A 24,389-nucleotide genomic window follows, 5' to 3' on the forward strand; every position below is an offset into this window, starting at 1 on the left:
ATGAATATCAACGTTAATTCTTAGTTCTGGGCCAACCTTAGTCACCCCCATCAGCTCCAAATCTTGATCCGCTTCTTTGTCTACCGCGACAACGTTCTTATCTACCGCGTCACAAATATCCTTGTTTGCCGACATCATCAGCAGTTCGCGCATTGCTTCACGTAACATGTCGAAAGGTACTTTGATGAAGTAGAAAGACATTAGCAACATCATCATTGGGTCGGCATACACCGCGTATTCTGCAAGTGGAGAAAAGGTAATTAACCAAGCTGCTACGAAACCAGCCGTTACTGCCACACTCAGGAGCGTATCCATCTGCCACTGCTTAGACTCTGCCTGAATCAGACCTGAAGAAATACGCTTGCTCTTGTTAGCGATGTACCACCAAGCATAACCACAACCCAACACGTTGAAAATACCAAACAGAGTCGCGATAGAAGCATCAACTTCACGACCACCCGTCATCAACGCACCAATCGCAGAGTAAAGTGAATAGCTAACCACTAGCAAAATCACAATTGCTTTAATCGCAATCACAATTGGTTCAATGATGGCTCGACCAAACGGGAACTCCCTATCTGATGGGCGATTAATGTATTTCGATGCAGCTAGTGACAATAAAGTTAGCAGTAAGCTGATAAGAGAATAGACACCGTCAAATACTATGACCAGAGAGCCAACGAGAAGACCCAACACCAATCCGCCAACTGCGAAGCCTGATGCTAAAAGGGCTGAGAACAATAGTACTCGATTTTCGTTTTGGCTTTTCCTGTCACACATAAAATTTTCCAGATGTTTTTGATAACTTCATTGTTCTAATATTGAGCTAACTTTACAAACTTTATCTGATGATGTTTATATGTCAGTAACTCGTTTTATATTCAAACTGTTATTATTCAATCACTTATTGGCAACTTTCGGTGTCAGTAAAATTGACGTTGAGTGTTTCTTGGGGATGGTGTGCAACTGAAATAGGATCGTTTATGATTAATAAAACACATTAGTCGCTAGGGTCTCATTGATCTCCTAGACTCTGCTGAGACTGAGACTGAGACGGAGACTGAGACTGCACGGATTGGAATGGACAAGGAATGGATCAATATGAAGTTTGACGATATCAGTGATAACGAATTGTGGGTGATTGCTAACCCGATCATGGATAACTTGATGGACGGTTCAACTAAGGTTGATCATGCTCAGCACTGTCGAGACTTTACCCAAAGGATGAAAGACATTGTTACGCCGGAATATTTAGAAAAGGTATGTCACCATTATCAACACAGCAATGGCTTTTTTGCTGAACGAAAGCAGGTCGCACTATTTAGACGCTCAGATTCTATCGCCTTTGTGTGGAAGCAAGCGTATACCATTGCGAAAGGCGAGTTTGTGGCTGAAATGGTGTTGGTTGAAGAAGACGGACGCTATTTAGTTGATCATGTGATGGTCTTTTAAAGAGAGGGCTTTCTATTTGTTAGATGATTTTAAGTGTCGAGATAGAACATTATCTGACACTTTAAAAATCAAACAAGTAATCGCTGATCTGATCCGCTAACCAATTCATACCTGGGTGTTCAGCCATCCCGGCCGCGGTAAACATACAGTAGTCTTCTTGAGTCAGGCCATAAGTGTGCTTGATCACCGCTAGTTCCTGTTCACGCAATAAATGGCGAATCAATGGCTCTGGCATTACGCCCCACGCCTCTTCACGTAAAATTGTATCCAACATGAAGTCGAAGCTAGAGAAGCCAATATAACGGCGAGAGAAGGGCTCAAGCTCAGGATTATCCTTCTCATTGAGATAAACCATGGTCGCTTGCATCGAATTTCTCAATACTTCATCCGATACTCGTCGCATCGCACTCAGATCATGTCCTTTCTTACACACAGACATCATTCGAATCTTACCAAGTGGATTGTAGATAATTCTTGGGTCATCGACACGTTCGTAATCGACGCCAAATGCGAAGTCGACTTGCTGAGTTTCAACCAAGTTAGCTAAGTCGCCACTCGACGCGAGAACGAAGTTGAATGAGGTAGAAGGGTACTTGTTATTTAAGGCGTGAGATAAATCTTGCCACATTCCGTCGGGTAGGGAGTCATCTCGTGCAATCCAAATTTCCGCGTTAAATTCACCTGAAACATGCAAGCAGGTCTGTTTAATACGCGCTGCTGTCACCAACAAACCTTCGCAATCTTTGTAAATGGCTTTGCCCGCTTCAGAAAGTTCAACGTGGTTTCCGCTGCGTACGAACAGCTCGACATCTAACTCTTTTTCCAAGGCTTTAATCGACATGCTGAGTTTGGTTCGGTTGCATTCTAGCTGGCGTGCAGCTTCAGACACTGATCCTAAATCAGCAACGGAACAAAAGGCTTGGACTTGAGAAAGGTTCATTTCATTTCCATATTGAGCGGGGGTCGGTGCATATTATCTGAATATTGTGCTGACTATCTTAGAAATAGTCCATCTTTGCATGATAACTCTATGACGAATTGACTAATTTGGTTTATTCTGGGGAAGTTCCGAACCTACAAGAAGTAAAGATGGAGGCCATGATGGCGAAACAATGGGACGAGTACGCCGTTGATTGGGATAAAGATCCCGCAACCGCAGTATTCGCACAGTCCGTATTTGACCAGTTAACACCGCTCGTTGATTTAAACGGAACCCGTGTCCTTGATTTTGGTTGTGGTACAGGATTACTCAGCCAGAAAATATCTCCTTTAGCAAAAGAGATCATCGCACTAGATATCTCTGAAGGGATGATTGAAGAGTTAGATAAGAAAGAGTTACCCAATGTTGAACCGGTTGTTGATCTTTTATCGCGCGGGCTTGCAGCGCAGCATCCAGCATTCAGAAACCAGTTTGACCTAGTGGTAGCCTCTTCGGTGTGTGGTTTTATCCCGAACCTACAAGACACAGTCAGTCTGATTTACACGCTGCTTGAAAACGACGGCACGTTTGTACACTGGGATTGGTACTTAGAGAACGACAGCGAAGACTACGGTGTAAGCCAACAGCGCTCAGAGAATGTATTGAGTGCAGCTGGCTTTGCAGTGGTTGAAGTATCAACGCCGTTCTCGATCAACACTCCACAAGGAGAGTTAAAGGTATTGATGGGTGTTGGACGCAAACAAGTGCTTCCTCATCTGTAATCGTGTGTATGCCTAGAGCTAGCCTCGGTAATGCTCATCTAAAATAACGAAACCCACATCAACGATCTTAAGGTCAGTTATGTGGGTTTTCTATTTTTAGTCGTTTGTGTTTCAAACAGGCGAGCCAGTGAGTACTTTTCAATATCTTCAGTATCACTATCAACGCCAACACTGGCTTCTTTCTTCCCATTTCGCTTATAGATAAGCTAATTTCCGGCAATTAACAAATTACTCATTTCCATTTTGGAAATATAGTCTTGCATACATTTCATTAGTGGAAATGTAACAGTGAGATATAAAATAAGCCCATAATAATATTAAGGGTTTCATCATGAGCCACCAATCTGCTTCTCCACAACTTTCAGAGCAACAACAACGCTTTAGCAATATCATTTCAGATGCCCACCTGTCTCCAAAGCAGAAGTCGAGTTATCTTGCCTTAGAAGCTGAAGCAAGCTTGCCGTACATGCCGGTAAGCAACGAAGTAGAGCAAGCCCTACAACAAGGTGTGCTATGTGACATGTTTGAAGGGCATGCACCATTTAAGCCGCGCTATGTACTTCCAGACTATTCTAAATACTTACATCAAGGCTCAAAGTATTTAGAGCTTAGCGCGGCCACTAATTTCGATGAAGCATTGAACATGCTTACCATCCTTTACCACCATGTTCCGTCTGTGACATCAATTCCGGTATACCTAGGTCAGTTGGATGATGTACTGATGCCATTTGTTGGCGACTTGACGGATGAGCAGGTATATCAAAAGCTTAAGTTGTTCTGGATTATGCTGGACCGCACACTGCCAGATGCCTTTATGCATGTGAATATCGGCCCGACCGACAACATTGTGTGCCGTACGATTTTGCGCGTAGACGCTGAACTGAAGCAGATCGCACCAAACCTAACCTTTATGTACGACCCTGCTGTGACACCTGATGATCTACTTCGTCATGCGGCAAGCAATATCTGCGAGTGCAGTAAACCACATATCGCAAACTATCCAGCGCACGCCGAGGCTTACGGCGACAAGCGTTTTGGTATTGTGAGTTGCTATAACTCTTTGCCTTTAGCGGGCGGTTCAAACACCTTGGTGCGTATGAACCTCAAGCAAGTGGCGTTGAAGTCTGAGGACAGTGCTGATTTCTTACAACAAGTATTGCCGAATTACAGTGGCATCATGGTTGAATTGATGAACGCTCGTAGCCGCTTCTTGCATGAAGAGTCTAACTTTTTTGACGGCTTCCTGACCAAAGAAGGTCTTATCGAAGAAGATCGCTTTGCGCCAATGTTTGGTATTTATGGCATGGCGGAAGCAGTCAACATCTTGATGGAGAAAGAGGGCCAAGCAGGGCGCTATGGTCACGATGAACAGGCTAATCAACTCGGTCACCGTATCTCTGAAAAGCTGGCTGAGATCGTCGAAAGATCTGAAGTGAAATATGGGCTGGAAGGTAAGGCTCTGTTGCACGCTCAAGGCGGTATTAGTTTAGATGAAGATGTGACTCCGGGTGTCCGTATTCCTTATGGCACCGAACCGGATCCAGTCTCTTACGTTCGTGCTACCGCGGGTCACCATAAATTCTACACCTCGGGTATCAGTGACATTCTAACCATCGACGAAACAGTGAAATCAAATCCTGAAGCGATGTTTAACCTGTGTAAAGGCGCGATTCAGGCGGGTTACCGTGAGTTCACAGCTAACGTAGCATCGAACGATTTGGTTCGTGTAACGGGTTACATGATCAAGCTGTCTGATATTGCGAAATACGATGAGCAAGGCTCACGCACCAATACCACCTTCTTAGGTGCTGAAGCTGCGAAGAACACGGGCATATTAGAGCGTAAACCACGCGTGGCGAGCTTAGAGATGTCGCCGACATACGAATAGCTTTAACGTGCGTGTGTTATGTGTGTGATGCGTTTCGAATACGAACAATGTGAATTATGAAAATTTCTGATCTAACAACTCAAATGGCTAGGGTTAAAAATAATAAGACAGAAAAACAAGCGAAGGTCAGCCGTGTGCTGACCTTTTCTTGTGTTGACGGCCCGGGAAACCGCTTGGTGCTGTTCCTACAGGGCTGCAACTTTGACTGCATTACTTGTCACAACCCACACACAATTAACCACTGTAACCATTGTGGAGATTGTGTGAGTGGCTGTCCAAGCAGTGCTTTAAGCATGATTGATGGCAAAGTGAATTGGGACCCGGCAGCCTGTACCAATTGTGATCAATGCATTGATGTCTGCGATCACAAGTCGAGCCCGAAAATCACCACAATGGCAGTCTCTGAGGTGCTTGAACTCGCCAGGCATAACCAATTTTTCTTAAGCGGAATCACTATCTCAGGTGGTGAGGCGACCATGCAGTTGCCGTTTATCATTGAGCTATTTCAAGCGATTAAAAGTGATCCGCAGCTAGCGCACCTTACGTGCTTTATTGATAGTAATGGTTCGCTGCCACTGCAAGGCTGGGACAAGGTGTTGCCTTATCTTGATGGCGCGATGATTGACCTAAAATCATGGCAATCGGAAACACATCAATGGTTAGTGGGCAGAGGAAATCATCGGGTGTTTGAAACCATCAATTATCTTGCAGGCAAAGGAAAGCTGCATGAAGTTAGGTTGCTGCATATTCCGAATAAAAGCGATCTTGAAGATGAAGTTGAACAAGTGGGGCGATACTTGAAGGTGCTACCAAGTGATGTTCGTATTCGGCTGAATGCGTTTCAACATCATGGTGTGATTGGTGAAGCGTTAGATTGGCCTAAATGCACCGAACAACAGATGCAGAGCTTTCACGATAAGCTCTACACGATCGTTAAAAGGCCAATGCAAACCCCAGAGGTTTATAGCTAGTCTTAACGTTTGTGGTGTTTAAACAGACCGTCAAGCTTCTAAGAACGTTAAGTTTCTAAAGATATTAAGCTTCTAAAAATATTAAGCCTCTAAAAACAGGTCACACAACCATTTAATCGCTTGGTCGTTCATGTTTGGCTTGTTCCACACTAAGCTATACGCCACCTTACCGTAATCAAAAGGCAAGGGTTTGCTCACTAAGCCCTGAGCTTGCTTAGCATGTTCAGCCCACTGTTTAGAGCAGGTGAATAGGAAAGGCGTGTGGTGACACAGTACAGCCGCTGCACCGAAGTCCGCTACCGATATTGCCATATCTCTTGGCTTATGACATTGAACTAAGTTTTGCTCAAAGTAAGGCTGAGATAGCTCGTTATCTAAAATCCCAATGTGCTTGTAATCTAAGTAGCCTTCAATTGTCAGTTCTTGCTGTGCAAGAGGGTGGTCTGCGCCCATCAAACAAACCATTTCGTCTGGAAGAATCGTTTCCCAAACCAGTTCCTTATTATCGGTCGGTGGCTGGGAAATATCATGGGGCAATAAGATTAAGTTGATCTTACCGCTGAGCAAAGCATCAAAACCCAGCTGTTGCTTCGAATAGATGTTGAGTTTGGCTTTTGGTGCGAGTTCAGTGGTAATTTTGCTGAGCTTTGATGCGAATACTTCAAAGGTACTTTCGCGCATCGAAAGTGAAAAGCTGCCTTGGTATTCTTGAGGGGTAAAACTCTTCTGGTGAAGCAGTCCGTTCATGCTTGAAAGAATCGCGTGAACGGTCGGAGCTACCTGCAAGGCAAATGGCGTCGGGATCAGCTTGGTGCCATCTCGATAGAACAGTTCGTCATTAAGAATGTCACGCAGTTGAGACAAGGTTTTGCTCACACTCGAAGGGCTTACACAGAGTTGTTCTGAGGTTTGAGTAACGCTGTGGGTGTTCAGCATAATATGAAGCGCAGTGAGGTGCTTAAGGCTCACTCTAGATAGGTGTAAGTAATCCATTTATGACTCATACATTGAGAATGGCTTGATATTTGGCGAAACACACAAACAACAAGCCAATCTGACAAAGGTTATTAACGAGCTAGTTTATGGTGCGCTCGTGAAAAGTGGCCAGCACAAAACGCACCGACAATCGACAGTTCACCCGCCAAACATAGCGCAGCACAAACTTCAGCGAGTGCTTGTGATTTACCGTTGCCATGAAGTCCAAGTAAGTCCAAACATGCTTTTTGACTTGGTAAGCCGGTACCACCGCCAACAGTCCCTAGCATTAAGTTAGGTAGTGTTACGCTCGCGTATAAACCACCTTCTTTATTGAGTTCCATGCGAGTCATACCAATCGCTGATTCAGCAACGCAGGCTGCGTCTTGTCCGCAAGCAATGTAGAGCGCAGCAAGTGCATTTGCATAATGAGCATTAATACCAATCGTGCCGCTCAAAGCACCACCGACTGTGGTCATTTGTCCGAACTGCACCATTTTCTCTGGTGTAGTGTGGAGGTACTTAGCGACAAGCTCGGCAGAGATATTAACCTCGGCTGTGACCTTTTTACCACGAACGCTGCGCAAGGTTTGAGTATTGGCTTTTTTATCGCCTGACAAGTTGCCATCTAGGAAAGCATGATCGGGCTTAACTGGCGTATTTTCTATGATGTACTCAAAAACTGCATTGGTGGCGATGGTCACCATGTTTTGACCAGAAGCATCACCAGTTAGAAATTCAAACACCAAGTAAACATGGTTACCTTCGATGTTGATATTGATGTCGGTCAGCTTGCCGTGTGATGTTGTTGATTCAGCCAAGGTTTTAAATTGGTCATACTGGGTCACAGCCCAAGCCACAAATTGTCCGGCTTCAACTAATCCTTGGAATGCGAAACCAGGAGTACGTGTGACACCTTCATTGAGCAACATTGCACTTGCGCCACCACAGGCCGTAATCAGCTTAGAACCACGATTGTAAGACGCAACAAGCGCTGCTTCTGTAGTTGCGAGTGGGACGAGGTAATCGCCCGTAGCAAATAGGCCATTGACTCTTAAAGGGCCAGATATTCCCACAGGGACTTTAACGGTACCAATAAAGTGCTCAATGTTTTTCTCATAAGCTTGGATCTGACTTTGTGTATGAGGGTCGAGGAGCTCTTGTTGAGAATCTGAATTGTCGAGAGCTGTCCAGCGACGTGCTAGATTTTTTTCTGTCAGATAGGGGCTAGGAGTCAGCTTATTTACGGGCTTTTCAAAATGAGGCTGAAGCTTTTTTTCTAATGCGTCTGCGGAGATGTCGCCTCCTAAAATAGAAACATAGTCACGGCGATGCAGATTTAGTTTTGGCATAAATAGTATGAAGTAAAGTTTGTGCAGCAAAATTGGTTTGCGCTGATTCTACCGAGTAATAAACCAGAAACAAGCGCCTGATATAATGAGTTACAGTTTGTATGGGTTTAGCAGCAATTTGTTCGCCTAAGCAAGACAACTTCGTCAAAAAATGCTCACTATTAGATTGAACTAGATATGGATATCGAGAAGGCTGCCGATGGCTTCGTTTTGACGATCAATCACACTCGCACCAACGCGGTTGTAACTTGCGCTTTGAGTCAGTTTGATGAGTGCATCAGTTGAGGATGGAGATGGTTCCGGTTCTTTCTCTTTAAACGAAATGGATTGTTCAGGTTCTATTTGGTTAAAGCTGAAATCGCTGGTTTGGAAAGCGTCATCGGATTCTAGAGAGTGTTTGGAGGCTTGGTTGAGCTCGATTGCGGCTTCTTCAGCCATGTTGGTTGACTGCTGAATAATGGCGTAACCAGATTGAATACCAGATATCGACATAGCAGAACCTTTTATTGACGTATTGAATGAGTCTAGGCGGACGATATTTTGAGCGCAATGGTGAACAGGTGAAATTTACTGTGAAACGGTGAACTTAAGCTAAAATAGTGATGTCTGTCTATTAATTAAACAGGTCATTCAGTGCGTTTAACTCTTCATCAGTCAGCAGAGAAGGCTGGTCCGTTTCAAGGTTGCCGTCGATTTCACCTTGAAGTGCTTTCAATTGCTGTGGGCTAAGAAGCTGTATTTGCTGCTTAAATACTTCAAATTGCTGTGTATTCATAATGTGACCTTTGTTCAAATCCATATGCTCTATAGAGCATAGCCTACTGATTCAGGAAATCAAACAAGATTAAGTGAATATTAAATGAAGTTTGAAGTTTCCTAAAACTAAGACAACTATAAATTTCTGTGGTCGTTTTTTGTCCGAGAAATGTTAGGCAAAGTTATGGTTGGGTCAATCAAAGTCAGAGAATTCCTACAATGTAAAAATCCCCGCATCCCTTGTGGTGCAAGGGTAGGCAAGTAATTGCTCTACCCAATTGGGGGTATAGATAGAACAATGTACAAAAACATTTAATGATCAAAAGGTGAGCGGTTGGCGGTATCTTTTTGTTTTTACAGTATTTTGTTTGTTGCTCAAGAAGCTTCTGTTTCAAACGGCTTATCTATCTTTACCTTAACCGCAAACTTGGTCGCTAAGGTATGCAATTCTGGAAGCATTCGATAGATCAAATGCAGCTGTTGTAGAACCATTCTGACAGAACTCTCGTCCTCTTCTCGCCATTCACTCAAACGTTTATCCAGTTCAGGGTCGTAAGCGTTTTTTACTTCACACTGTTCTTGGTGGGAGTAGAGTTGATCATTTAGAGCGTCGAGATGTTCGTGTATTACTCTGTGTGCATCTAACACAAGTTTGTGTGTTGCTTCATCATCGATACGTGTTCTGTGAGCACCTAAAGCAGAGATATAACTGAGTAGTGCATGATTAAGTGTTAGGAATCGAAAACTATCATCTTCAGAGGTGCGGTACTTACCCGGTTCAACCAGCATGCTACTGATGGCCGCAGTCAGGTTGGCATCGTTATTGTGTGCACTGCGGCGCGCAATACGGTAATTAAGGGTGTCTTTTTTACCTACACGATACTGGCCAATGATCTGAGCGAGATAGTTCTTATTGGAATCGAGCGCATCTGCCATTACTTTGTGCAATCGCTTTGATTGCCAATCAGGCAACACGTAAATGACAGCAAGTACGGCGAGGGCACAACCGATAAAGGTATCCGCTAGTCTTGGCAACACCACCGCGTAGCCTTCCCCTAATTGGTTAAAGCAGAAGAGTACAAGCAGCGTGATAAAGCCGGTCGCGAACCCGTAGTTATTGATTCTGAATGCAAAGAACATCACGCCACTGATCACAATGAAAACTAACTGGCTCTCTTGAGACGGGAAGAAGGTCAGTAGTGGTACGCCAATCAACAAGCCTGCGACGGTGCCAATGACACGAGCCGTCAGCTTTTGTCGTGTTGCACTGTAGTTTGGCTGGCATACAAACAGCGTCGTCAGCAAAATCCAATAGCCACGCTCTATGTCAAAACCTTGAATGATCCCGTAGCCGAGCGTCAATGTGATTGCCATACGAATTGCATGACGAAACAGCATCGAGTCGGTATTCAGGTTGGCTTTGATCTTGTGCCACATTGCCGTCAAAGTATGAGGGTTGGTATCGTCCAATACGTCTTCTTCCAACTTTTCCGCATCCGGGTTACTGATATTCGAGAGCTGCTTTTCGACGGTAGCTAGGTTATTGAATAAGTAATCCAATTGGTTGAGCAGTGATTTCCACTCGGGCTTGTTCTGTTGGTTAAGATGGTTAAGCGAAGACATTAACTCATCAAGTGCTAATACAGACTTATCGCCATGTTGGTATTCAGCTCCGACTTTCAATGAGCTCGCCACTTCTTTACAGGCTGTGGCTTGGGCTTCTAGTAGATACTTGAATCGAAACAACACATCAGAGCGTTCAAAGTGCTTTGCCAGCTCTTGATAGCGGTAGTGGGTAGAGCTCACGCGTTCATGAATGTCTTGTGCGATGAAATAGGTGTTTAGGAATCGGTCACTCGGACCATCAATGTGCCCGCGCTTAGATCGGTTAAGCAGTGTTGCTTTACACATGTTGAGTGCATTAACGGTACTGGCGTTTAACTTAGCTTCAATAATGCGATGTGGCTGAGGAATAAGGTCAGATACAGGGTAGAAGAGTTCCGCTTTTGAGCCGATGTAATTGCCGATTTGATCGAATACCGTCGCTAGGTTTTGCTGTACGGGCTGCATCGGCCAAACAATCTGCCAAATCATCGACATGAAGTAGTACCAAGCGGCGCCGGTTAAAAGTAGAAGCGGTTGAAACCAAAGGTTGGTGCTCTCATGGGCACCGAGCATGGTATAGATAGCAACAAGCAGCGAACCAAACGCGATACTGGCGTATTTAGGGCCAATTGCACCGAGTATAATAAAAGAGAAGGTTGAAACGAAAAGCCCTATCGCGAACAGCCAAGGTGTATCGAACAGGATCTCGATAGAGAAAGCGGCTACAGCGAAACAGATAAAGGTCAATGTGAGTGCTTTGAGACGGCCAGTAAAACTGTCATCACTTTCAGCAAGAGCCGCAGCAATAACACCTAAGATCAAAGGTGTGATGAGTGTGTTTTGTCCATAATACCAAGCAGGAACTACAACACCGAGTAGAGTGATGAGAATTAATACGCTGTAATTTATGGTTTTATTCGCCCAATAGAGGCGCAATTTGGCTGAGAAGTCCACAGTCGCTCACTTGACACACTAAAACCATAATCCTAACAGAAATCAAGCACAAGAATTTGATACTTATCCATAATTGCCCCTAGATGGTCATGAAAGCATCGATAAGATGTGAGACATTATTAATTCTCACAGCATCATGATATAAATTCAATATTCCCAATTAGAGAGCACACTCCAATGCAGCTAAGCGCTAACAAGACTGCACAGTTTTTTATTCAAAATGAATATCATCAAGTCGAACTTGATGGTCCACGCCTGCTGTTATCTTCAGTAGGCAGTGAAGAACGAATCCCGTTTACTATTTGGAGTGGCAAGATCGCGATAAAACGCGGATTGTTTTGGGGATCGTTACAGTTCTTTGCTAATCAACAAGATGGCAAACAGCGAAGCTGGTTAGTACAAGGCCTACCTTGGGAACAATGCCGTCAATTTGCACGCACATCGGTTGCTGCTTATCAGAAGTGGCATGATACACAATGTGAACAATTGGCTGAACACGTTCCTCAATGGGAAGCTGAATTGACACGTCTTGAGCAACTTCCAGCTTTCCTAGCGCATTCTAAAGTTAAGACTTGGGTCGACATGGTTAACTCAAGTTTAGAAAACATGACGATGACTTTAGAAGAAGCGGCGCAGCGTATGCCAAACCGCATTGCTCGAATGCAGCCATGGTTGTCTGAGACGGAAATTAAGCAAGCCGAAAGAAATCAGCAGTGGTTAGAAACAGAAAGACAAAACTGGGAAGTATTGTTTGCTCAATGTGAATCGTCACCACTCAATTTATCTCAACAATATGCGGTCTTGATGAATGATGATCACAACCTTATTTTAGCGGGCGCTGGCTCGGGTAAAACCAGTGTTCTTACAGCTCGCGTCGCGTATTTACTGCAAAGCCATCAAGCTCAAGCTGAAGAGTTGTTATTGCTCGCATTTGGTCGCGAAGCAGCAGAAGAGATGAAACAGCGCCTTAACAGCAAAATTGGTTTATCAGCAGAGAAGGTGCAAGTGAGTACTTTCCACCAGTTGGGTTTAAAGATCCTTAATCAAGTTGAACCTGAACGTGTGGTTATCTCTCCGTTAGCGCTCGATGACAATCAACGACAAGCATGGTGTATTGATTGGTTGAAAAAGCACTGGATGACGCCGACCAACTTCAAACGTTGGCAAAAGCACCTGTCTAAATGGCCAATCGCTTATTTAACAGGTGATGACGAACTTGGTAGCCATGTTTCAAACCTCAAGTTGATTGGTTGGCTTGAAAAGCAGCTTGAGCAGTTGAATGCATCGGGTTTATCGAAGAAGGAAGTGCAGCAGCAGTTGATTGATCATAGAGACTACACGCGTCTCAACAGCGAGCTTTCACTGTGCTGGCCATGCGTGACAGCATGGCAAAAAGAACTGAAAGAACAGAATCATATCGACTTCTCAATCATGATCAGCCGAGCCACTCAGTATGTCGAAAAGGGCAAGTTTATCTCGCCTTGGAAGTTCATCATGATCGATGAGTATCAAGACATCTCGCCAGATCGTCTTGCCTTGGTTGAGGCGCTGTGCAATCAGTCGAAAGCGCAACACCAAGCTTCTATTTTTGCGGTAGGTGATGATTGGCAGTCGATTTACCAGTTTGCGGGCGCAGATGTTGATTTGACGACGGGCTTTAAGGATCGTTTTGAAAGCTCGACCATTCATCACCTAGATACGACTTACCGCTTTAACAATCAGTTAGGTGCAGTTGCCAATCGTTTTGTGCAGGAAAACCCGATTCAGATTCCGAAAGAACTGAACAGCTTCAAGCAACAGAAACAGAAGGCGGTGTACAGTGCGCCAAGCAAAGAAGTTGAGAAGATCCTCGACCAATTGAACCGCCAATCTAAAGGCAAAGCCAACAAGTCTGTGCTGCTACTTGGACGTAATCATTACCACAAACCAGAATTGCTAGAAGATTGGAAAAAAATCTTCACCTCCATTGATATCAAATTCATGACTTGCCACGGCAGTAAAGGTAAAGAGGCGGACTTTGTGATTATTCTTTGTGTTGACGAAGGACAGTTCCCGACGAAGAAGAAACAACTGCATATTGATGGCGCATTGACCGAATCATCAGACGCGTTCCCATATGCGGAAGAGCGTCGTTTGTTTTACGTGGCAATGACGCGAGCAAAAGAGAAAGTATGGATTACGCACAGTGGCGACGGATCTGGCTTTGTGCAAGAGCTGCATGGCTCTGATTACCCTGTCGTTCGTAAAAAGTGATGTCACTTGGTGTAATTGTCTAAGATTAGATCTTCAAGCACGCTCTCTATGCTCATTAGGGCGTAAGCTATTATCATTAGCGTGCTAGCTATTCTAATTATGGCGTAAGATATTATCATTAGGAAAAAGGCATAAAGCAGAAGGAATCCGCTATGGAACACGGCTCTATTAACTACATTGAATTTGCTGCGAAAGATATCGCTGCAACTAAGGCGTTTTTCAGCCAAGTGTTTGGTTGGAGCTTTGAAGACTATGGCCCTGAGTATTCTGCTTTCGAAGGTAAAGGCTTAATGGGTGGGTTCTATTTAGCGGATCTGGCGTCGAATGCTGAAAGTGGCGCAGCGCTAATGGTGTTCTATAGCGAAGATCTTGAGCAAACCGAGCGTGATGTGATTGATGCTGGTGGCGAGGTAAATCGTGAGATATTTAGTTTCCCCGGTGGCAGACGTTTCCACTTTAGAGAGCCAAGTGGCAACGAAATGGCGGTATGGAGTGACAAGTAGCGAGTTAAGACTCTGGTAAACAAAAAGCCTGCGATAAAATGCAGGCTTTTTAGTCTGTTCAGTAGAGATCTCATTTAACGTGCGATTAAGTTCGCTCAGCTAGGTACGCTTCGTAGTCTGGGATCTCAATGATCACTTCTTCTTCAAGCAGTGAAGAGTTAAATAGGAAGTTAGCGGTAGCACGGTTGGTTGCCACTGGAATGTTCCAAACACTTGCGATACGAAGCAGTGCTTTTACATCTGGGTCATGTGGTACGGCATTCAGTGGATCCCAGAAGAAAATCATCATATCGATCTTGCCTTCAGAGATAAGCGCACCAAGTTGTTGGTCACCGCCCATTGGGCCGCTGATCATGCTCTTAATTGCTAGGCCTGTTTCTTTACTTAGTAGAGAACCCGTTGTGCCCGTAGCATAAAGGAAGTGCTTTTGTAGTTTTTCTTTGTTCTCTTTGACCCATCTAAGTAGCTCAGGTTTGAAATGGTCATGAGCGACCAAAGCGATATTCTTATGCGTTGGCATAGTACGCGTCGTTTTTTGCATGAATGTTCCCTAAATGATTGTTTCGTTTTTATTGTTTTGAGTTCTTCAGCCAATATAGCACTAAGGATTCACACTGAATACCGGACGAAACTCAGAAGGTGACAATGAGTCGGCGATAATTTGATCTTTGAGTGTTGCCGGTGTCAGTGCTTCAATCATGGGTGCACTGTGTTCTTCATAAGGTTGACCGCGTAAGTAACTGGTGGCTTGTTTTACCGATAAGCGACCTTGCTCAACCATTTTATCTGTTGGTGCAAAAAGCACCTTGTTACGAAGCAAACCGCGGTAGGTTCCGTGACTTAGGTAACTTGAAATTAATCCAATTTCTTTGGTTTTACCTGCTGCTCTCAGCTCACTTATCGCAGCTTCAATCGCGACTGCGCTTCCGACAATATATTGAATCTCCGGCTGCTCGATGACTTGTTGTACCAAGTTTCTTTGCAGTTCTTTATCGTTGTCTGCCCAATAGCTTATCGCAATTTTGATATCGCTCGATTTGATTGCATCATAAAACCCAAGAGCTACAGGCTTAGTACCGCCACTTGATTGTGGGCCAAGTAACAAGGCGATAGGTGTTTCGCCTGATCCTTTCGGATGTCGTTTCGACAAAAACTCTCCAACTTGAAATCCCATTTGATACCAGTCGACACCGACCGTGCCTTTCAATACCTTCTGTTGTTCTTCATTGACGGTTAACTCATTAACAGTAGCAAACACAGGGGTAGAGCCAACCCAATCCGTAAGATTGTCATGGTAAGCATCGGGTGAAACCGTGCCTAAAATAATGGCATCGGCTCCCCATTGTGTGCAAAGCACCAGCTGTGAGGCTTGTTTACCAATGTTTGGGTATCCGCCGGCTTCTAATACTCTTAGTTCAACTTGCTGCTTTTCTGCTTCAGAGACCATGCCGTAGTTAACAGACAACCAGTAAGAATCCTTTAGGTGCGGATAAATGGCACAAATTTTCTCTTTATGTGATGTGGCTTCGGCAGGTTTTATTGGGCTCAAAGGCTCGCTAGCACTCGCGACAGAGGTTACTGAGGCCAGTAGTGAGAGAATGATTTTTGAAGCTAAAGGTCTAGATAGCATGAATTGCCGTTTTATTGGTTTTAGATAAGAAACACTGCAAAATATAGCGTATTCTGCATGGGTAAAGAAGAACGTTTTAAGGTTTAAAGTTTATGTTGTTAGCCTCAGCGAGTATTGGACGCAAGCTACTGGCCTCATTCTTAGTGATGGCACTGTTGGTTCTATTGTCTGCATTGATCGGTGTTTCTGGTTTTAGCTTTGTAGCAAAAACGGAAAGAAACGTCGTCGATTCAGCGCTTCCTGCCATGATCGAAGCTCGTCAAGTTTCTGAGTTGAGTAACCGTATTATTTCGTCGGTACAAACGCTTTCTAATGCGAGAAACGAGGCCGAACGAAAAGAGGCTGGCACTGTGTTGTTTGGCCAGCTTGAAGCACTTCTTCAACATATCAAAGAGCTTGGTGTCGACAGTTTTGATTCCCAACTTCTCAATAAACTCGAAAACAATGTTCAAAGCGTTATTAACACACTGGCTGAACTGGGTGTCTCGGTCGAACGTAAGCTTTGGTTAAGCAAGGAATTGACGTCTCGTGTTGAAGAGATGCGCTTACTTGCCGAAGAGTTAGAGCAGCTCACGCGAACCCAAGTGCTGAATACTGCCACCATTGCGGTTGCTAACGTAACGCACATCTACGACCTGCTAGAAACCAAAGAAACCGATAGAGCCTACCAAGCCTTAGACGCACTTGTTGAAGTTGATCTTGATTTGTCTGAACGTCTGCACGAATTGCATTTGTTGGCGTTCAAGATGCTCAATCAAATTGAAGAAACGCAAACCGTCACCAACGTTGAACGTATTCATCAAATCCAGTCTGAATTCGAATCTAACCTAAGAATCATGGCGCGCCGCGTTAAAGCGGTCGAAGATCCGACTCGTTCAGCGCAGATGTCTCAGTTGCTTGAAGAGTTGAGAAAACGCCAGGTCGTGTTCGATATCTCGCTAGAACAATATGAGAACACCAAAAAGTCAGAGTTTCTGATGCAAAATACGTTGGAGCTGTTCTCTCAGCTGAATACAACGGTTAACCAACTGGTTGATGATTCAAACCGAAGCACAAAAAAAGCGGTTGATGAGCTGACTAGCACGCTGAATCTGGCTCAATGGTCGCTGTCTGTGATTTCGGTTATTGGTTTGGTTATCGTCGCATTTATCGTTTGGCGAGTGGTTTATATCTCGGTTGTTAAACGCCTTACTGAATACTCATCTGCCTTGATGTCTATCGCACAAGGTCGCCTGAATATTGATATCTCGGTTAAGGGTAATGATGAGTTGGCTCATATGGGCGAGGCAATCATTACCGCCAGAAACACCGCGCAAGCACTACAAGTGGTCGCGGTTGGCGAAGCTAAGGCAAAACGTGAGCTAGAAGAGCACAAAGAGCACTTAGAAGAGTTAGTAACAGACCGAACCTATCAACTGCAAAAGACCAATGAGAAGTTGAATGTCGAGGTGGGTAACCACGCTAAAGCTCGCAATGCCGCAGAACAAGCAAGCCGTGCCAAGTCAGCTTTCCTCGCGACGATGAGCCATGAAATACGAACGCCGATGAACGGTGTATTAGGTACGGCTCGATTGCTTAAAGATACTGGTTTAGACCCGCTGCAATCAGGTTATGCGGACATCATTAACCGCAGTGGTAAGAATCTACTCGCTATTTTGAATGACGTGCTGGACTATTCAAAGATAGAAGCGGGACATCTTGAAATACGCGCGGCTTCTTTCGACCTTTACCAGATGGTTCAAGATACCTATCAGTTAATGGAAGGGCGCGCTGCTGAGAAGAAGCTTAACTTTGATTTTCATATCGAAAGTGATGTTCAACGCTATTGGCGTGGTGATGTCACTCGAATCAGCCAAATATTGAATAACTTGGTCGGTAACGCGATTAAGTTTACTGAAAGTGGCTCGGTCGATATCTTTATCAGCTTAGATATCGAAGATGAAAATCGAGTGATGTTTGAAGTGTCAGATACCGGTGTCGGTATTGATGCAAGTGAACAGGCGTGTTTGTTTGATGCCTTTACCCAAACCGATAGCGGCCGCAACAAAACCGGTGGCACAGGGCTTGGATTGGCGATCAGTAAAAGTATCATGTTGGCAATGAATGGGGATATTGGCGTTCATTCGGAAGAAGGCGAGGGCAGTCAGTTTTGGTTCTCATTGCCACTTGAAGTAGGTGAGAAAATTGAAACGAAAGCAACGGTCATTGAAGCTTGTATCCGAGCGAAGGTACTTCTGATTGAAGACAACCCTGTGAACTGTATTGTTGCCGAGGGCTTTTTGAATAACCTGGGCCACGATGTTGTGATAGCGACAACGGGACAAGAAGCGAGAGCCATATTCAGTGAGCAAGAGTTTGATATTGCGCTGGTGGATATCAACTTACCAGATTGCGATGGCGTCGAGTTAATTCAACAGCTCAAAGACGATGCGCTTCAGCATGAGCATGAAGAAAACGTAACACGCAAAGTACCACCAATGATCGCAGTATCGGCTCACGTGTTTAACGAGGAAGTGGAAAGCTACTTGTCGTCTGGCTTTGATGGTTTCTTGCCTAAGCCGCTAGAAAAAGAGGCACTTTCTCAGCTCATTGTGACACAGCTTGATGGCAAGGCTTTGTTATTGCCACAACCTGATCCTAACGATTCTATATGCAGTCAAAACAACCAACCTCAACGTAATAAAGGCAACGAGTTGTACTCATCTCAGATGGCGAGCGTCGTCTCTGATCTAGCCATCAAGGCTTCGCAAACTGAAGACGAAGGAGAGATTCCTGTGAAATTGATTGATTCCAATGTCATCAAAGGTGACTTGTCCATTCTTGGCTTAGAAAAGATGAAGCAGATTGTGGGACTATTTGAAGAGAGTAGCCGCGTAACTTTAAGCGAAATGGTCGAGGCGAGTGATTCGAACAATGGACGTGAGGTGAAATCTCTCGCTCATAAACTGAAAGGTTCCGCGGGCAGTTTAGGTTTGTTGCAACTTTTCAATGCTTGCCAAGTGATAGAGGCGAGCAGCGATCCATTAGGTGAATACCGAGGCAAAGATAGCGAGTTGTCGAAGTTGGTTCAAGAGTCGCTTGAGGCGTTGGAAGAGCAGTTATAAAAACAAACCTTAGGTTGCTACAGAAACGTATCGTGAGCTAGAAACCAAAAGTAACAACATAAAAAGCAGCCAATTTCTTCATTTTGTATGAAAGAATTGGCTGCTTTTTCGTTATAGGACTTGGTTAAATACAATTTTCGTTGATTCGCTTTAAATCATCTTGATATGTCCTGCAGCTTTGATCCTAACGTGAACCATATTGCCTTGTAGGTAGCTTAATGGAATCTCACTGCGTTCTATGATCGCGACATTATCGCGGCATGCGCCAGCTTCAATCGCCAGCTGTTTTGATTGTTCTTCCAAGCGCTTTAAGGTTTCTTCACGAGAAGCGGGATCAATCGGGACAATCTTATCGAATTGACCAGATATTTCACCCAACGCAACACCAATCGCATTCGCTACTTCAAAGTGCTCAGGGCGAACCACTTGGCTTACACCTTCAAAATGATCTGGGAATAGGGCACTGCCGCCACCAACCATGATTACGGGTACACTCGCTGCAGAGGTCTTCATCTTATCGATGCCTTCTTCAACATCCGTTACCATTTGTTGGTAAACCTTGCTTGCTTGTTCGGCCGAAACACCAATCTCATCACTCAGTTGATGTTCTGCCTGCCACTGCATTTGACCTGTTTTGAGTGCAATATCGGTGAGCGTAAGTTCATCACCGCCAAAGCTACGCGCCGTTTGCGTTAAGGTATGGCCAACACTTTCTGGGCCAAGTTCTATACGCTGTTGTGCAAAGCGAACCTTGGTACCACCACCAATGGCTAACGCCAAAATATCAGGCATACGGAAGTTGGTTCTCACTTCGCCGATCTCTACTGCTAAGCTCGATTCTCTTGGGTAACCGTGAGTCAGCACGCCGATATCAGATGTAGTACCGCCCACATCGACCACAATCGCGTCTTTTAGCTTGGTGAGATGACTGGCTCCACGAATCGAGTTCGTTGGCCCACAAGCCACGGTGAGAATCGGGTACATCAATGCGAATTGCTGCGACATCAGTGTGCCGTCGTTCTGACCGAAATAAGGCGTGGTGTGGATTTCATGATTGATAAGTGCATTACAAAAGCCGTCAACGAATCGTTTTGCTGTACCTTGCAGAGCCGCATTGAGGATAGTGGCGTTCTCGCGTTCTAAAAGCCCTAAGCTGCCCACTTTATGGGAAAACGATAGGTTCACGCCCGGCAGCTCTTGTTGAATCCACTCTGCAGCTTGAAGCTCTTGGTCGCCGTTGACGGGAGAGAACACACCGCAGATAGCAATGGAATCCACTTGGCCTTTCATTTTCTGGCAAAGCTCGCGGATTTCAGTTTCCTGAATATCGGCAATCAACTGGCCGTCATATTCATAGCCGCCGTGTGCTTGGTAGAAGTGCCCACCAAGCATTGTTTGCCAAGCTTCGCTCCAACCACAGAGTGGCGGAACACTATCGCCACTTGGAAGCGCTAAACGGATCATCCCGACTCTATCTAAGCCTTTTCGTTCAACAATTGCGTTGGTGCATTGAGTCGTGCCAAGCATCGCATGTTTCACTTGCTGACCATCAATGTTTGCTTGGTTTAATAGCGCAGTTATCGCGTTATGAATGCCGGTTGAAATGTCGTGTGTGGTTGCGGTTTTCACCTTAGCAATCACATTTAGATCTGCGTCGAGCAACACACCATCGGTATTAGTGCCACCAACGTCAATGCCAAGGCGGCAGTAATCAAGCGTAATGTTTGTCATGCTACTACCTCTTCAATGCAGACTTTAATTGTTCAATGGTTTGATACTCGACGGTGTAGTCAAAGTAACCCGGGCCCGCGACTTCAATACCTTTGTCAGTGCGCCATTTTGGGTCGCAAGGGTAGGCGATAAGGTCAATGCGCTGCCCGTAACGAAGTTGTTCGGTTGTGATTGGCTTGCCGGTTTCATGATCCAAGATCGAAATAAGATCCGGTGTTGATGCCAAAAGGTTATCTTGATTCATGTCGGCGCGGCTTGTGCCTTTGTGCGCCAGAAGCAATTCGTTTTGGAACTGCACGAACACATTATCTACGCCGGTATCTTCGAACTGAGCCAGCTTTTCAATCACGACACCGCCTGTTGCAAAGCCACCATCAGTTTCACGTTGAATATCTACAATCTTGCCACTGATGATGGTATGACCGCCGACAATGTCTAAGACGGCCTGTGTGCCACTCTGATTGTTGTCGTTCGCCAGCCTTATCGCCTCACCAATCTTCATCGCTTGGGTCAGTGTTGCGGGCAGTGCGCTGCGTTTTAGGTTCTTACCGTTCATTGGGTAATCGCACATTGCTGCAGAACCACCCATCTGTTCGGTAATTGGTCTCGCAAACTTTTCAGACCAAATACCGTCAATTGGGTAAAGTGTGACGACATTGCCACGCTCATCGGCCAATGTGTTTGGTGCAGAAGGGAGACCATCAAGAAAGAAGGTCACCATCTGAGCTTCTGGGAACGCACGTCCCATCGCATCACAATCGATCACAGGAATGTTCTTTTGCGCTGCAACGAGAATCGGAATTAGCGAGTTGAAGCCGCCTACTTCGATAGGAAACGTTGCCGCCACTTCAGTGCCGAGTGCTTTTTCCATTGCTTCGAAAGCAATCAACATTTGATCTTTCGAATTGAGTTTCTCTACTGCGACGGTTGGTGCGCCAATCATTGAAGAGGGCACGGTCATCCAATCGTCTTGCACGTCTTCTAGAGGAATCATGCGTACAGGGTGCTTTGCCGTTGCAATGGCTACTTTCGCCATCAAGGCACCGCTGTATGGGTCACCGCCGCCGCCAGTACCTAATACCGTCGCACCAAGCGCGATATCATCAATCATTTGTTCAGTAATAATCACAACTACTATTCCTTATCACTTGAAGGAGAAAGCTTCATTAGGGCGAGGTAAATACCGCCAGCTGCAAGAATGCCGTCTAACGCCGAGATGCTGGTGAACGAAAACAGGTTGAAAAACTCTGGCGCGGTACAAGCGCTGAATGCAGTACCAAATGCCCAAGAAGCCAAGCCTCTAAACATCCAAGCTGGAACTTGCTGGATGTTCTCAAAGCTCATTTTTGTCGAATCTAAAACATAATATTGAACGATGTAGACACCTGCCGCAGGCGCAATGGTTACGCTGAGGAGCATTAAGAAATCAGTAAATTTGTTCACCATGCCGAGCTGAGCAATGCCAATACCGACGATGGTCATGACCACAATCAGAACAGGGCGCGGAATCTTCGGTAGAACCATCGACATGCATAAGCCGCCAGAGGTCAGGTTGCTACTGTTGGTGGTCCACTGTGCGAACACCAGTACGATAATGGCCGCCATGCCTAAACCTAGGGTAAAGAAGACTTCTACTAGGTCGTCGGTGCCTGTCATTTTGGTCAGGATCAACGCGATAAGAATAATGGCACTGTTGCCGACGAGGAAACCGATACCCGCTCCTAGAATCGCATCACGACGTGTTTTGGCGTAGCGAGCAATATCAGGCGCGGCAACCGCTGCAAGAATCCAGATAGACATAACAAAAGAGATGGCTTGGCCTAGTGTCAAAGGATCTTCAATGGTGGGTGCTGCGCCACCTTGATAATCAGCGGCCATAAACAAACCGATGGTAATCAGCGTCACCATCAAAGGCACTGAATAGGTACTGAGTTTGCCTAAAGCACGAACGCCATAGATAGCCGTCATCATCATTAACACACTGCCGCCAATAAGAGCGGTGAGGTGTGAAATTATGATGTCGTATTTCGCCAGTGCATCGACCATGATGAAAGCGAAGAAGTCAGCCTGAAATGCGAACCAACCAACTAATGAGATGCCGTTGATGAAACCAAGAATCTTACCACCGTTACGGCCAAATACCGCGCTGCTCACCAGCGGGGTAGACACGCCAGCTTGAAAGCCAATGTTGGCACACAGCATCGCGATGATCGCCAATAAGCCTGAACCAATAAACGTGGCAAGCAGTGCGTCTTCAAAACCAATACCGCTGCTTAGGATCGAGCCGAGAAACAATCCCGAAATATCGATGCCGATAGCCAACCAAATAAGGCTGATAACCCACCAAGATCGTTTGGCCTTCTCGGGAACGGGTTCCAATTCGAAGTCATCTATTTTTTTGTGGCTGTGTGTTGCTTCGGGTTTATTCACGTAAGCTTCTGCCGCCATAGTGCCATCCATGCATTGTTATTCCATAAGTGTGAATAAAGCATACTGATGTATTTATTGTTAATAAATGAATATAATCAGATGTAAACATAACAAAAAACAAATGTGAGTGGAAAGGTGAATTCAAACAATAAGTTAGATAAAAGAGACCTGCGAAGATTAGAGCTTTTTTGTGAAATTGTTGAGCAAGGAGGCATCAATCAGGCGGTCGCCAGCACTGGTATTAGCCAGCCTGTGCTGAGTAATCAGCTTATTGCCTTGGAAAAAAGCTTAGAATTAACATTATGCCAACGTGGAAGAAGGGGTTTTAAGCTGACTCACGAAGGTGAGCAAGTGTATAAATATGCGAACCAATTGAAATCGACCTTAACCGATTTCGCTTACAAGTTACGAGGTGTACAGACTGAACTCTCTGGGCACGTGCGAATTGGATGCTTGGATAACACCGTCACTTTGCCCTATAACCCACTTCCTAAAGCGATCGAGACGTTTTACCAACGCAGTAACAGTGTTGAGGTGAGTGTTGATGTCGGCGATTTCACCCAGTTGAATGAGAAGTTAGCAAAGAACCAGATTGATATGATGATAGTGGTTCTAGGGTCACATCAAAAATCAGCGTTTCAACATAAATACCCACTGTTTGAAGAGCACAGTTATCTGTATGCGCGCAAAGATCTGGCTGAGAAGATCATGGACAAGGATTTCTCATTGGATGGCTGTCGCATCAACATGGGCGGCTATGCCAAAGACGAGATGTTCCGATTACTAAATATTGAGCAGTACGATTCCGTAAAGCCTTTTGATGGTTGGCATGTTGAATCGGGCGTGATTCTAACCTTGGCGGGTACACACCTGAGTTTCTTGCCTTCTCACTTAATCGACCGTGGCCATTATGACCAAGCCTTAATTCCGCTTCAGCCCGAGAAGTGGAGCCTTAAGAGTCAGTTTTATGTGGTGTTGAAGCAACCTGTAGATTCCCTTTCTCCCGCCGCGCGTGCGTTTTTTGATGAGCTACACCAACCGGAAACACTGGATTCAATTTAGAGATCTCTTGGTTGCTCTATGG

The 24,389-nt window shown here is 45.1% G+C and carries 21 protein-coding genes; 9 read left to right on the forward strand and 12 right to left on the reverse strand.

Annotated elements, in window-relative coordinates:
* Positions 1-780: cation diffusion facilitator family transporter (locus H5300_RS12650; RefSeq protein WP_182796113.1), on the reverse strand; the 780-nt coding region annotated here is incomplete at its 3' end.
* A gap of 321 nt (positions 781-1,101) precedes the next feature.
* Here H5300_RS12650 and H5300_RS12655 point away from each other — a divergent pair.
* Positions 1,102-1,452: a hypothetical protein gene (locus H5300_RS12655; protein WP_004730237.1), complete on the forward strand. Its 351-nt coding sequence runs from the start codon at positions 1,102-1,104 to the stop codon at positions 1,450-1,452.
* A gap of 61 nt (positions 1,453-1,513) precedes the next feature.
* Here H5300_RS12655 and H5300_RS12660 read toward each other — a convergent pair whose 3' ends face one another.
* Positions 1,514-2,392, reverse strand: coding sequence for a LysR family transcriptional regulator (locus H5300_RS12660; RefSeq protein WP_004730238.1), 879 nt, complete (start codon positions 2,390-2,392; stop codon positions 1,514-1,516).
* Positions 2,393-2,553: 161 nt separating this feature from the next.
* Between H5300_RS12660 and H5300_RS12665 the strand changes: the two genes are divergently transcribed.
* The 3 genes from H5300_RS12665 to H5300_RS12675 all read left to right on the forward strand — a co-directional run bounded on the left by H5300_RS12665 (position 2,554) and on the right by H5300_RS12675 (position 6,012).
* On the forward strand, positions 2,554-3,153 hold the full coding sequence (locus tag H5300_RS12665; protein ID WP_004730240.1) for a class I SAM-dependent methyltransferase: 600 nt from the start codon (positions 2,554-2,556) through the stop codon (positions 3,151-3,153).
* Between the two features lie 331 nt (positions 3,154-3,484).
* Entirely contained in the window at positions 3,485-5,041 is a 1,557-nt protein-coding gene (locus H5300_RS12670; protein WP_182796114.1) for a YjjI family glycine radical enzyme, read from the forward strand.
* Between the two features lie 56 nt (positions 5,042-5,097).
* A complete protein-coding gene (locus tag H5300_RS12675; RefSeq protein ID WP_104214831.1) occupies positions 5,098-6,012 on the forward strand; it encodes a YjjW family glycine radical enzyme activase in 915 nt (304 codons plus the stop codon).
* Between the two features lie 81 nt (positions 6,013-6,093).
* Here H5300_RS12675 and H5300_RS12680 read toward each other — a convergent pair whose 3' ends face one another.
* From H5300_RS12680 to yccS, 5 genes are all read right to left on the reverse strand, one after another.
* Complete coding sequence (locus H5300_RS12680; RefSeq protein WP_029406309.1) at positions 6,094-7,005, reverse strand: LysR family transcriptional regulator; 912 nt, start codon at positions 7,003-7,005, stop codon at positions 6,094-6,096.
* A gap of 74 nt (positions 7,006-7,079) precedes the next feature.
* A complete protein-coding gene (locus tag H5300_RS12685) occupies positions 7,080-8,339 on the reverse strand; it encodes a hydroxymethylglutaryl-CoA reductase (protein ID WP_004730249.1) in 1,260 nt (419 codons plus the stop codon).
* A gap of 171 nt (positions 8,340-8,510) precedes the next feature.
* Entirely contained in the window at positions 8,511-8,831 is a 321-nt protein-coding gene (locus tag H5300_RS12690; RefSeq protein WP_182796115.1) for a hypothetical protein, read from the reverse strand.
* A gap of 121 nt (positions 8,832-8,952) precedes the next feature.
* Positions 8,953-9,138 carry a hypothetical protein gene (locus tag H5300_RS12695; RefSeq protein ID WP_004730253.1) on the reverse strand — a complete coding sequence of 62 codons (186 nt, stop codon included), beginning with the start codon at positions 9,136-9,138 and terminating at the stop codon, positions 8,953-8,955.
* A gap of 332 nt (positions 9,139-9,470) precedes the next feature.
* Positions 9,471-11,654 (reverse strand): YccS family putative transporter, encoded by a 2,184-nt coding sequence (gene yccS, locus H5300_RS12700; protein WP_102452761.1) that lies wholly within the window; start codon positions 11,652-11,654, stop codon positions 9,471-9,473.
* Between the two features lie 177 nt (positions 11,655-11,831).
* On the opposite strand from yccS, the gene helD reads away from it, so the two are divergent.
* A complete protein-coding gene (helD, locus tag H5300_RS12705) occupies positions 11,832-13,907 on the forward strand; it encodes a DNA helicase IV (RefSeq protein WP_102449793.1) in 2,076 nt (691 codons plus the stop codon).
* 152 nt (positions 13,908-14,059) lie between these two features.
* The gene (locus H5300_RS12710; protein WP_182796116.1) at positions 14,060-14,410 is read left to right on the forward strand and encodes a VOC family protein; all 351 of its coding nucleotides are present in this window, start codon (positions 14,060-14,062) and stop codon (positions 14,408-14,410) included.
* 85 nt (positions 14,411-14,495) lie between these two features.
* Here the strand turns inward: H5300_RS12710 and H5300_RS12715 are convergent, their stop codons facing one another.
* A complete protein-coding gene (locus tag H5300_RS12715) occupies positions 14,496-14,951 on the reverse strand; it encodes a methylglyoxal synthase (protein WP_009844869.1) in 456 nt (151 codons plus the stop codon).
* A 60-nt stretch (positions 14,952-15,011) separates the two neighbouring features.
* Positions 15,012-15,959, reverse strand: coding sequence for a TMAO reductase system periplasmic protein TorT (gene torT, locus H5300_RS12720; protein ID WP_240513410.1), 948 nt, complete (start codon positions 15,957-15,959; stop codon positions 15,012-15,014).
* On the opposite strand from torT, the gene H5300_RS27940 reads away from it, so the two are divergent.
* Positions 15,904-16,068, forward strand: a complete 165-nt coding sequence (locus H5300_RS27940; protein WP_228010435.1) for a hypothetical protein — start codon at positions 15,904-15,906, stop codon at positions 16,066-16,068. The genes torT and H5300_RS27940 overlap by 56 nt on opposite strands.
* A gap of 64 nt (positions 16,069-16,132) precedes the next feature.
* Positions 16,133-19,144 carry a TMAO reductase system sensor histidine kinase/response regulator TorS gene (gene torS / locus H5300_RS12725; protein ID WP_182796117.1) on the forward strand — a complete coding sequence of 1,004 codons (3,012 nt, stop codon included), beginning with the start codon at positions 16,133-16,135 and terminating at the stop codon, positions 19,142-19,144.
* Positions 19,145-19,294: 150 nt separating this feature from the next.
* Here torS and H5300_RS12730 read toward each other — a convergent pair whose 3' ends face one another.
* From H5300_RS12730 to H5300_RS12740, 3 genes are read right to left on the reverse strand one after another with little or no spacing between them, the layout of a single operon-like run.
* Entirely contained in the window at positions 19,295-20,875 is a 1,581-nt protein-coding gene (locus tag H5300_RS12730) for a hydantoinase/oxoprolinase N-terminal domain-containing protein (protein ID WP_182796118.1), read from the reverse strand.
* Between the two features lie 4 nt (positions 20,876-20,879).
* Positions 20,880-22,004, reverse strand: coding sequence for a DUF917 domain-containing protein (locus tag H5300_RS12735; RefSeq protein WP_182796119.1), 1,125 nt, complete (start codon positions 22,002-22,004; stop codon positions 20,880-20,882).
* 5 nt (positions 22,005-22,009) lie between these two features.
* Positions 22,010-23,335, reverse strand: coding sequence for a cytosine permease (locus H5300_RS12740; RefSeq protein WP_182796120.1), 1,326 nt, complete (start codon positions 23,333-23,335; stop codon positions 22,010-22,012).
* 93 nt (positions 23,336-23,428) lie between these two features.
* Here H5300_RS12740 and H5300_RS12745 point away from each other — a divergent pair, with 93 nt between their 5' ends.
* Positions 23,429-24,367, forward strand: coding sequence for a LysR family transcriptional regulator (locus H5300_RS12745; protein WP_108167013.1), 939 nt, complete (start codon positions 23,429-23,431; stop codon positions 24,365-24,367).
* The last annotated feature ends 22 nt before the right edge of the window (positions 24,368-24,389 follow it).

This window comes from Vibrio sp. SG41-7 (assembly GCF_014164465.1).
GTDB classification, from domain to species: domain Bacteria; phylum Pseudomonadota; class Gammaproteobacteria; order Enterobacterales; family Vibrionaceae; genus Vibrio; species Vibrio splendidus.

Bases quoted from the DNA above. Each gene is read 5' to 3' on its own strand.
- H5300_RS12675 (WP_104214831.1), top strand. From the start codon at position 5,098: ATGAAAATTTCTGATCTAACAACTCAAATGGCTAGGGTTAAAAATAAT.
- H5300_RS12665 (WP_004730240.1), top strand. From the start codon at position 2,554: ATGGCGAAACAATGGGACGAGTACGCCGTTGATTGGGATAAAGATCCC.
- H5300_RS12660 (WP_004730238.1), bottom strand. From the start codon at position 2,392: ATGAACCTTTCTCAAGTCCAAGCCTTTTGTTCCGTTGCTGATTTAGGA.
- H5300_RS27940 (WP_228010435.1), top strand. From the start codon at position 15,904: ATGGCACAAATTTTCTCTTTATGTGATGTGGCTTCGGCAGGTTTTATT.
- H5300_RS12685 (WP_004730249.1), bottom strand. From the start codon at position 8,339: ATGCCAAAACTAAATCTGCATCGCCGTGACTATGTTTCTATTTTAGGA.
- torS (WP_182796117.1), top strand. From the start codon at position 16,133: ATGTTGTTAGCCTCAGCGAGTATTGGACGCAAGCTACTGGCCTCATTC.
- H5300_RS12715 (WP_009844869.1), bottom strand. From the start codon at position 14,951: ATGCAAAAAACGACGCGTACTATGCCAACGCATAAGAATATCGCTTTG.
- H5300_RS12655 (WP_004730237.1), top strand. From the start codon at position 1,102: ATGAAGTTTGACGATATCAGTGATAACGAATTGTGGGTGATTGCTAAC.
- H5300_RS12695 (WP_004730253.1), bottom strand. From the start codon at position 9,138: ATGGATTTGAACAAAGGTCACATTATGAATACACAGCAATTTGAAGTA.
- H5300_RS12690 (WP_182796115.1), bottom strand. From the start codon at position 8,831: ATGTCGATATCTGGTATTCAATCTGGTTACGCCATTATTCAGCAGTCA.
- helD (WP_102449793.1), top strand. From the start codon at position 11,832: ATGCAGCTAAGCGCTAACAAGACTGCACAGTTTTTTATTCAAAATGAA.
- H5300_RS12670 (WP_182796114.1), top strand. From the start codon at position 3,485: ATGAGCCACCAATCTGCTTCTCCACAACTTTCAGAGCAACAACAACGC.
- H5300_RS12730 (WP_182796118.1), bottom strand. From the start codon at position 20,875: ATGACAAACATTACGCTTGATTACTGCCGCCTTGGCATTGACGTTGGT.
- H5300_RS12710 (WP_182796116.1), top strand. From the start codon at position 14,060: ATGGAACACGGCTCTATTAACTACATTGAATTTGCTGCGAAAGATATC.
- H5300_RS12740 (WP_182796120.1), bottom strand. From the start codon at position 23,335: ATGGATGGCACTATGGCGGCAGAAGCTTACGTGAATAAACCCGAAGCA.
- H5300_RS12680 (WP_029406309.1), bottom strand. From the start codon at position 7,005: ATGGATTACTTACACCTATCTAGAGTGAGCCTTAAGCACCTCACTGCG.